The 1,010-nt window shown below is 68.4% G+C and carries 1 pseudogene; it reads left to right on the top strand.

Annotated elements, in window-relative coordinates:
* The first annotated feature begins 62 nt into the window (after nucleotides 1-62).
* Nucleotides 63-988: pseudogene (locus AW271_RS38095) on the top strand (IS5 family transposase).
* Nucleotides 989-1,010: the final 22 nt, after the last annotated feature.

Raw genomic sequence — 1,010 nt, 5'->3', positions numbered from 1 at the left:
GCACCTAGGGTCTGTTTCTCAGATCTGATGACAGTGGGTGCCGGTCTTGTGACGCTTGGCGTATGGGTCGTGGTGATCTGACGAACGCCGAGTGGGAATGTCTGGCACCCCTGCTGCCGCCCGGGGGCGTGCGGGGCGGGCAGTGGGTTGACCACCGGATGGTGATCAACGGCGTGCTGTACCGGGCACGGACCGGGCTGCCCTGGCGGGACCTGCCCGAGCGGTTCGGCTCCTGGGTCACGGTGTACAAACGCCATCGCCGGTGGGCGGCCGACGGGACCTGGCAGCGGCTGCTCACCGTGATCCAGGCGATGTACGACGGACGCGGCTGGATCGAGTGGGACATCAGTGTGGACTCCACGATCATCCGCGCCCATCAGCACGCCGCCGGAGCACCCCACAGCCTGCCACCGGCGCAAAAGGGGGATGGGCAGAGGACAAAGCGGGGCGATCCGATGCTGGCCGACCTGGCCGCCCGCCTGGAGGAGGTGGTGTGGCTGGAGAAGGATTAGGCCGTTCCCGCGGCGGGTTCACCACCAAGATCCACCTGGCGGCCGACGGACGCTGCCGCCCCTTGTCGTTCCTGCTCACGCCAGGTCAGGCAGGCGACAGCCCACAACTGCCGGCAGTGCTGCAACGCATCCGCGTCCCCCGCATCGGCGTCGGACGGCCACGAACCCGGCCGGCCAGCCTGGCCGCCGGCAAGGCCTGCAGTTCCCGCGCCAGCCGCGCCTACCTTCGATCCCGCAAGATCCGGCACACCATCCCCGAACCAGCCGATCAGAAGGACAACCGCCGTCGGCGCGGCCCTCTCGGCGGCCGCCCGACCGGCTACGACCCCGCACGATACGCGCACCGCAACGTGGTCGAGCGGGCGATCAACCGGCTCAAACAGTTCCGAGCCGTGGCCACCCGCTACGACAAACGCGGCTACATCTTCCTCGGCACGGTTACCGTCGCAACGCTGATCATCTGGCTCCGCACCTGATCCAAGAAACAGGGCCTAGAGC

The organism is Herbidospora sakaeratensis (assembly GCF_001570525.1).
In the GTDB taxonomy this organism is placed as follows: domain Bacteria; phylum Actinomycetota; class Actinomycetes; order Streptosporangiales; family Streptosporangiaceae; genus Herbidospora; species Herbidospora sakaeratensis.
This window is presented reverse-complemented; position numbering and strand designations above follow the sequence as displayed.